This is a genomic window from Streptomyces oryzae (assembly GCF_017676365.1).
Lineage (GTDB): Bacteria > Actinomycetota > Actinomycetes > Streptomycetales > Streptomycetaceae > Streptomyces > Streptomyces oryzae.
This window is the reverse complement of record NZ_JADKMA010000265.1, coordinates 1-8266: the sequence shown is the minus strand read 5'-3', so window position 1 is coordinate 8266 and position 8266 is coordinate 1. Positions and strand designations below refer to the sequence as shown.

Below are 8266 nucleotides of genomic sequence, written 5' to 3'. Positions count from 1 at the left end.
GCTGAGGGGGTCAGCGAGTCTGACAGGATTGAGGGGGCCGACAGGGCTGACGGGGCCGACCGGGCCGCTGGGGACGAGGGGCCAGGCGTTGCGGCGGAAGGCCCCGAGCCCGAGAACCCCCGCCCAGTTACGGACCCCGCACCGCGTCACGGCAGCACCGCCTCCTCCCGTACGGGGTGAGACGGCGCCGCCGGCCCGCCAACTGTCGGGCACCCGGCCCCCGTCGCGCGCCGGGCGGCGCACCGGCAAAGTCCTATCCTTGAGCCATGGAGGCCCTCGCCGCGCGGCTGTCGCACCTGGATTCGTACGTCCAGGGCACGATCCGGGTCGTCGCGTTCTACGACACGCTGATGCGCCGACGCGTGGATCTCCCGGCGCTCGCCCGTGCCTCGGCGGGCCTGGCCGAGTGCGTGACCGGTATCCGGCTGCACGGCACGGGGCGGGTGATCCGCGCCTCGCCCGCCGGTACGGAAGCCGCCGCTCCGCCGGCCCCGGCGTCCAGCACCGCACCGGTCACGCTGGACGAGGAGGAGATCGGCACGGTGTGGCTGGAGCGCACCGGCCCGCCGAATCCGCTGGACGAAGTGCTGCTGGAGCGGCTCGCCATCGGCGTTGCCGCCGTCGCCGAGCGGTACGGCCCGGCCCGCACCACCATGGCCGACCCAGCCCTGGTCGAGCTGGCGATCAGCGCCGACAGTGACGAGGCGGCCAGGGCCCGGGCGCTCCAGCTCCTGGGCTTCGCCGCCGGCCTTCCGGTCCGCGTCGCCGCCGTACGCTCACAGATTCCGCTCGACCGGATCGGCGGCCTGGTGTGCACGGGCCGTCTCGTGAAGGCGGCACTCCTCGCCGACGTGGGCGTCATCCTGGCCGCCACCCTCGACGCGGGCCGGTTCCCCGCGGGCGTATGCGCGGGCATCGGCGCGGCACCGAGCCCGGACCGCGCGTGGCGGGAGGCCCGCACGGCTCTCCGCTTCACCGGCCCGCACAAGCCTGTCGTCCGCTACGACGAACTGGGCGCACTCGCCCTGCTGGCCGAGATACCCGAGGCCGCCGCCCGGGACAACGCCGACGTGGCCGCCGTCGGCCAACTGGCCCGCGCCCCGGAGGATCTGGAGACCCTGGAGGTCTACTGCGCCACCGGTTCCCTGCGCCGCGCCGCCACCCTTCTCCACCTGCACCACAGCAGCGTCGCGCGTCGGCTCGAACAGATCGGAAAGACCCTGGGCATCGAGCTGACCGAGCCCACAGGGCTGCTGCGCGCCAGACTCGCCCTCACCACATGGCGACTGCTCGGCGGAGGGCTGAGGCAGTGAGCGCGCCTGCACCCGCGCCCCTCAGCCGTAGTCGACCCGCAGTTCCTTGATCCCGTTGATCCAGGCCGAGCGGAGCCTGCGCGGTGCGGGGCCGGCGAGGGAGATGCCGGGGGTGAGGTCGGCTATGGCGTCGAAGACGAGGTTGATCTCGAGGGTGGCGAGGCTCTTGCCGAGGCAGAAGTGCGGGCCTCCGCCGCCGAATCCGAGGTGGGGGTTGGGGTCCCGGGTGATGTCGAAGACATGCGGGTTCTCGAAGACCTCGGGGTCGTTGTTGGCGGAGGAGTAGAAGAGGCCGACCCGCTCTCCTGCCGAGATCTTCTGGCCGCCCAGCTCGGTGTCCTGGGCGGCGGTGCGCTGGAAGGAGACCACGGGCGTGGCCCAGCGCACGATCTCCTCGGCCGTGGTGGCGGGGCGCTCGCGCAGGTAGAGCTCCCACTGCTCGGGGTGGGTGAGGAAGGCGTGCATACCGTGGCTGATGGCGTTGCGTGTGGTCTCGTTGCCCGCGACGGCCAGCAGGATGACGAAGAAGCCGAACTCGTCCGCGTTGAGATTGCCCTCGCCCTCGGCCGCCACCAGACGGCTGACGATGTCCGCGGCGGATCCGGCGTACTGCGCGGGGCACTCCTTGCGGGCCTCGGCCATCGTCATCGCGTACGAGACCAGCTCCGCCGCCGACTGGGTGCCGACCTCCTCCGTGATGGCGTACTCGGGGTCGTCATAGGCGACCATCTTGTTGGACCAGTCGAAGATGCGGGCGCGGTCCTGCTGCGGGATGCCGATGAGTTCGGCGATGGCCTGCAGCGGCAGTTCGACGGCTATATCGGTGACGAAGTCGCCGCTGCCACTGTCCCTGGCCTCCCGTACGATCCGCGCCGCCCGGTCGCGCAGCGCCGTCTCCAGTTCGCGGATGGCGCGGGGGGTGAAACCGCGCTGCACGATCTGCCGCACCCGGGTGTGCTCGGGCGGGTCCATGTTGAGCATGATCAGCTTCTGGACGTCGATCTGGTCGCGGCTCATATGCTCGGCGAACCGGATGACGGCGGTGTTCAGGTTGGAGGAGTAGAGCTCGGGGCGGGTGGAGACCTCCTTCACGTCCGCGTGCCGGGTCACCACCCAGTACCCCTCGTCGTCGAACCCCGCCACACCGCGCGGCTGCCGGTTCCACCACACCGGTGCGGTCTCGCGCAGCAGGGTGAACTCGGGGAGGGGGACGCGCTCTTGATAGACGTCCGGATCGGTGAAGTCGAACCCGTCGGGCAGCGCGGGGCAGGAGGACATCGGCAGCTCCACTCCGGTTTCTGACGGCTTTCTGAGGCGTTCTGAGACTTTCTGACGGCCCATCAGGAGTGCCCCGAAGGTAGTAACGGGTTCTACAAGTAGCAAGGGAAGTAGGCCCGCAACTTGCGCCCGGGGCGCGTCCGGACCCGTGCAAGACTCTTGCGCGGCGGTGAGCGGGCTCCGCACACTGGGTGAAGAACTAGAACGCGTACTAGTTGTCGCTGGTGGGGAGCCAGCCGGGCTGGAGAGGACGACTCATGGCCGCCGAACCCGTCATCGTCGAAGCAGTACGCACCCCCATCGGCAAGCGCTCCGGCGCCCTCGCCAATCTGCACCCCGCCTATCTGCTCGGCGAGACCTACCGCGAACTCCTCGGCCGCACCGGCATCCACGCCGACTGCGTCGAGCAGATCGTCGGCGGCACCGTCACCCACGCCGGGGAGCAGTCCATGAACCCGGCGCGCAACGCCTGGCTGGCCGTCGGCCTGCCCTACGAGACCGCCGCCACCACCGTCGACTGCCAGTGCGGCTCCTCCCAGCAGGCCAACCACATGGTCGCCAACATGGTCGCCGCCGGTGTCATCGACATCGGCATCGGCTGCGGTGTGGAGGCCATGTCCCGGGTGCCGCTGGGCAGCGGCTCCAAGCACGGGCCCGGCAAACCCTGGCCGGACGAGTGGAACGTCGACCTGCCCAACCAGTTCGAGGCCGCCGAGCGCATCGCCCGCCACCGCGGTCTCACCCGCGAGCGCGTCGACTCCCTCGGCCTCCTCTCCCAGGAACGCGCCGCCACCGCCTGGGCCGAGGAGCGCTTCAAACGCGAGACGTTCGCCGTGCAGGTGCCCACCACCGAGGAGGAACAGGCCGCCGGCCAGGGCATGTGGCGGTACGTCGACCGCGACGAGGGGCTGCGCGACACCTCGATGGAAGCCCTCGCCTCACTCAAACCCGTCATGCCGACCGCCGTGCACACCGCCGGGAACTCCTCGCAGATCTCCGACGGCGCCGCCGCCGTGATGTGGGCCTCCAAGCGCATGGCGCGCGCCCTCAAGCTGCGCCCCCGCGCCCGGATCGTCGCCCAGACCCTGGTGGGCGCCGATCCCCACTTCCACCTCGACGGTCCCGTCGACGCCACCCGAGCCGTTCTCGGCAGAGCCGGGATGACCCTCAAGGACATCGATCTCGTCGAGATCAACGAGGCGTTCGCCTCCGTCGTACTCTCCTGGGCGCAGGTCTTCGAACAGGACCTGGAGAAGGTCAACGTCAACGGCGGAGCCATCGCGCTGGGCCACCCCGTCGGCGCGACCGGCGCCCGGCTCATCACCACGGCACTTCACGAACTCGAACGCGCCGACAAGGAGTTCGCCCTCGTCACCATGTGCGCGGGCGGCGCGCTGTCCACCGCCACCATCCTGCAGCGGCTGTAGGGCAGCGCCTGTTGGGAGCACCTGCCGGCCGGAGGCCGGGGGAGGACCCGGCAACCCGCAGCAGAAAGTCCTAGCCGGCCGGCGCGGCCGTACTGTGCAGCAACGTCTGCGCGGCCGAACGGGCGTGCCGCGCCGGGGTGGGCGAGTCGGTGATGGAGGCGTTGCTCATCGCCCCGTCGAGCAGGACCGCCAACTGCGAGGCGAGCCATTCCGGCTCCGCGGCGCCGGTCTCGTGCGCCAGATCCTGGAGATAGCCGCGGACGGCCGACTTGTGGTCCCGCACCGCGTCGACCACTCCCTGGGAGTCGGCGCCCAGTTCGCCGAAGGCGTTTATGAAGGCGCAGCCGTGGAAGTCCGGCCCGTCGACCCAGTCGTAGAGCCAGTCGAAGACGGCAAGCACCCGCTCCTCGGGGTCGGTGTGCCGGGCCACCCGCTCCTCCAGCGCGGTACGGGCCCACCGGTCCCGGCGCCGCAGATACGCCTCCACCAGGGCTCCCTTGGACGGGAAGCACTTGTAGATCTTCTTCAGCGAGACGCCGCACGCGTCGCGGATCCGGTCCATGCCCACGGCGTGCACGCCGTACTCGTAGAAGAGCGCGTCCGCCGCACTGAGAATGCGAGCCTCGGTCGTGGCTTCGCTGTCCATGGTGCCCCGTTCTCCCCGTCTCCCCGCTGTTCTCCTCAGCCCTTGAGAACCGTCGTTCTCTACGATACAGTCTTGCTTGACCGGAGAACGAGCGTTCTCCGGTCCAACGGGGGAACGAACGGGGGGCTCAAGCGTGACCGAGCAGACGATGCACCAAAGGCCAGGCTTGGGCGAGCTGGCGGGGACCGGGCTGCTCACAGTCCCGGTCGTCGTCGGCATTACCCATGCAGTGGCTGCGGTTGCGGCTCCGGCTCCGGCTCCGGCTGCAGCGACGACTGCGACCGTGCCGACGATCTTCGCGGAGCAGATATCCGGCCGACGGACCTCGGCGCCTGCTGCCGCTCGCTGAAAGACCACCGGACGTTCCCTGGGAGACCACCGGAGCGCACCGGGCACCGCCGCGGAGCACGGGACAGGCGCGGGTCAGCGCCGCCCGGTGCCGCAGGCGCCCAGGTGCCGTCCCTCCGGGGAAGGCCGCGAGTCCGCGCCTGTCGCAGGGCTCGCTCTAGGGCCCGTGTTCCTGCCCGTCGGGGTCGGGCAGGAACACGGGAACCTCACTCGCCGGTGCCCCTGGCGAACACCGGCGAGGCGTCGAAGGCGGCGCGACGGGTGGCCCGGCGCAGCGCACGCAGCACCGTACCGCCGAGCGTCAGGGTCAGCACCACGGTGAGCAGCGCCCGCGGTACGTCCCAGCCCAGCGAAGTGGCCAGCACATAGGCACCGTACCGAGCCAGATTCTCCTGCAGCGGATCACCCGGCACGAACGAGATCCCGGAGCCGAGGCCCGCGATATAGGGCCAGCCCTGAAGATTCATGATCAATCCGTAGAGCAGCGCGGAGGCAGCCCCGTATGCGGCAAGGAGGAGCAGTTCCCGCCGCCCCCGCAAGGTGGCCGGCGCGGGCAGCAGACCGGCTCCCATGGACACCCAGCCCATGGTGAGCATCTGGAACGGCATCCAGGGCCCCACCCCTCCGGTGAGCAGGGCCCCGGCGAACATCGAGACGGCACCGAGCACGAAACCGAAGCCCGGCCCCAGCACCCGGCCGGACAGCACCATCAGGAAGAACATCGGCTCCAGACCCGCGGTGCCCGCACCCAGCGGGCGCAGCGCGGCACCGGCCGCGGCGAGCACGCCCAGCATCGCCACGGCCTTGGCATCCAGCCCGGTCTCGGAGACGGTCGCCACTGCCACGGCGAGCAGAAGGGGGAGCAATGCGGCGAAGAGCCAGGGCGCGTCCTGCGAGTGCGCCAGCTCGGAGGTCCGGTCGGCCAGCAGCGGCCAGGCGAAGGCGACCACGCCGGTGGCGCTGGTGAGGGCCAGCGCGGCAACGGACTTCGGCCCCAGCCGCACGGCACGTACAGCCTGTACGTCCCGCGTGGCCTGTACGTCCCGCCCTGTCCGTACGTCCCGCTCGGCCCGCGCCGGCCGGGCCGGCGGCACCGGCTCGGCCGCCTGTACTGCCGCCGGGGCGGTTCGTCCTGCCGGGGCGGTTCGTCCCGTGGTGCGGCGGCGGATCACAGGGCCTCCCTCACCTGGCTGACGGTCAGCCAGGGCTGGGGAGCCAGGATCTTGGACACCTGCGGGGCGTAAGCGGGAGAGGAGGTGACGACCTCGTCGGTGGGCCCGTCGGCCACGGGCTCGCCCTGAGCGAGGATGACGACGCGGTGGGCCAGCTCCGCGACGAGCTCGACATCGTGGGTGGCCAGCACGATGGCGTGCCCCTCGGCCGCGAGCTCGCGCAAGAGCGCCACCAGCCGGGCCTTGGCCGCATAGTCCAGGCCCCGGGTGGGCTCGTCCAACAGCAGCAGTGGCGGCCGGGCCGTCAGGATGACCGACAGCGCGAGGGTCAGGCGTTGGCCCTCCGAAAGATCACGGGGGTGAGTGGTGTCAGGGATATCGGGAAGCAGCCGGGAGACCAGCGCCCGGCAGGTGCCGGGCGCGGCGCCCGCGTCGGCGTCGGCCGACCGGCACTCATGGGCGACGGTGTCCGCATAGAGCAGGTCGCGCGGCTCCTGCGGGACGAGACCGGCGTGCCGCAGCAACTCGGCCGGCCGCGTGCGGTGCGGCGTCTTTCCGCCGACGGTGACCTGGCCGGAGGTGGGCCGGTGCATACCGACCAGTGTGTTCAACAGGGTGGACTTCCCGGCCCCGTTGCGCCCCATGAGCGCCACGATCTCCCCGGCGTGCAGTGAGAGGGACACATCGTGCAGGGCGGTGACCCGGCCGCGGACGAGGGTGAGCCGTGACACCTCGGCGAGGGGGTGGGGGTGCGGGTCGTGCGAGTCACGGAGTCGCTGCCGGGCCCTCTTGGGGGACTTCGGGGCACCTTGGGAACACTTCGGGGCACCTTGGGGGGTCTTCGGTGCTTCGTGGAGGAACTTCAGGGCACCCTGAGGGAACGTCGGGGCTCCTTCGGGGAGTTGCGGGGTCCCGGGAGGCTCCGGGGTGCCTTCAGGGAGGTCCGGCGTGGCGGGTGAGTCCGGGTGGGGGAGACGGAGCGCCAGGCGCTCGCGCAGCGGACCCGCCCTGCGGCGGGCGTCCCGCACGGAGAGGGGGAGCGGGTCCCACCCGGCCAGCTCGCCCAACTCCACGACGGGCGGCCGGACCGGCGAGACCGCCAGCAGCGCCGCGGGCTCCCCGAGCCGTGCCGTACGAGGTCGGGGGGTTGCGCCCTCCCGGGCGTGGGCGTCCGGGCGGAGCGGCGCTTCCTCCGGCGTCAGCAGCAGCACTTGGTCCGCGTACTGCACCACGCGTTCCAGGCGGTGTTCGGCCATCAGGACAGTGGTGCCCAGGTCGTGGACCAGCCGTTGGAGGACGGCAAGTACTTCCTCGGCGGCGGGCGGATCCAGCGCGGAGGTGGGTTCGTCGAGGACGAGGACCTTGGGGTGCGGAGTGAGTACGGAGCCGATGGCGACCCGCTGTTGCTGGCCGCCGGAGAGGGAGGCGATAGGACGGTCCCGCAGTTCGTTGAGGCCGAGCAGATCGAGCGTCTCCTCCACACGGCGCCGCATGGTGCCGGGGGGAAGGCCCAGGGACTCCATGCCGTAGGCCAGTTCGTCCTCGACCGTGTCGGTGACGAAGTGGGCCAGCGGGTCCTGGCCCACGGTGCCGACGACGTCGGCGAGTTCGCGGGGCTTGTGGGTACGGGTGTCGCGGCCCGCCACGGTCACCCGGCCGTACAGGGTGCCGCCGGTGAAGTGCGGGACCAGGCCCGGAACGGTGCCGAGCAGCGTGGACTTGCCCGCCCCGCTGGGCCCGATGAGCAGACACAGCTCGCCCTCCGGGATGTGGGCGTCCACCACCGGGAGGGCTGGGGCCGCCGCCCCGTCGTGGACGACGGTGACCTGGTCGAAGGTGATCACTGCGGACTCTCCTCGTCGTGCTGCCGGCCCCGCAGGGCCCGCGCGGAACGGAGCCTGGGCACGCCGTACTCGTTCCCGGTCTCCTTGGCGCCCTGCCGGAGTTCGCCGTCCGAGGCCGAGCCGGAGGCGGCGGAGTCCGAGCCCGAGCCCGAGGCCGTGGCCATGGCTCGGCCCGAGTCCGAGCCCGAGAGCGATGCCGATGCTCCGGAAGGGGAGGGAGAGGAGGAGGGGAGGGGGG

At 71.5% G+C, this 8266-nt stretch carries 7 protein-coding genes; 2 read left to right on the top strand and 5 right to left on the bottom strand.

Features of this window, described 5'->3' with window-relative positions; all coding sequences use genetic code 11:
- Positions 1-266 precede the first annotated feature (266 nt).
- On the top strand, positions 267-1313 hold the full coding sequence (locus ITI46_RS31825) for a PucR family transcriptional regulator (RefSeq protein WP_209243409.1): 1047 nt from the start codon (positions 267-269) through the stop codon (positions 1311-1313).
- Positions 1314-1334: 21 nt separating this feature from the next.
- Here the strand turns inward: ITI46_RS31825 and ITI46_RS31820 are convergent, their stop codons facing one another.
- Positions 1335-2591: a cytochrome P450 gene (locus tag ITI46_RS31820; RefSeq protein WP_209243408.1), complete on the bottom strand. Its 1257-nt coding sequence runs from the start codon at positions 2589-2591 to the stop codon at positions 1335-1337.
- 257 nt (positions 2592-2848) lie between these two features.
- On the opposite strand from ITI46_RS31820, the gene ITI46_RS31815 reads away from it, so the two are divergent.
- On the top strand, positions 2849-4018 hold the full coding sequence (locus tag ITI46_RS31815) for a steroid 3-ketoacyl-CoA thiolase (protein WP_209243407.1): 1170 nt from the start codon (positions 2849-2851) through the stop codon (positions 4016-4018).
- A 70-nt stretch (positions 4019-4088) separates the two neighbouring features.
- Here ITI46_RS31815 and ITI46_RS31810 read toward each other — a convergent pair whose 3' ends face one another.
- The 4 genes from ITI46_RS31810 to ITI46_RS31795 form a co-directional block, all read right to left on the bottom strand.
- Complete coding sequence (locus ITI46_RS31810) at positions 4089-4664, bottom strand: TetR/AcrR family transcriptional regulator (RefSeq protein WP_209243406.1); 576 nt, start codon at positions 4662-4664, stop codon at positions 4089-4091.
- A gap of 554 nt (positions 4665-5218) precedes the next feature.
- Positions 5219-6016 (bottom strand): ECF transporter S component, encoded by a 798-nt coding sequence (locus ITI46_RS31805; RefSeq protein ID WP_209243410.1) that lies wholly within the window; start codon positions 6014-6016, stop codon positions 5219-5221.
- A gap of 164 nt (positions 6017-6180) precedes the next feature.
- Positions 6181-8028, bottom strand: a complete 1848-nt coding sequence (locus ITI46_RS31800) for an ABC transporter ATP-binding protein (protein ID WP_209243405.1) — start codon at positions 8026-8028, stop codon at positions 6181-6183.
- Positions 8025-8266 (bottom strand): hypothetical protein (locus ITI46_RS31795; protein WP_209243404.1); only part of this gene is annotated, 242 nt, incomplete at its 5' end. The genes ITI46_RS31800 and ITI46_RS31795, both read right to left, overlap by 4 nt.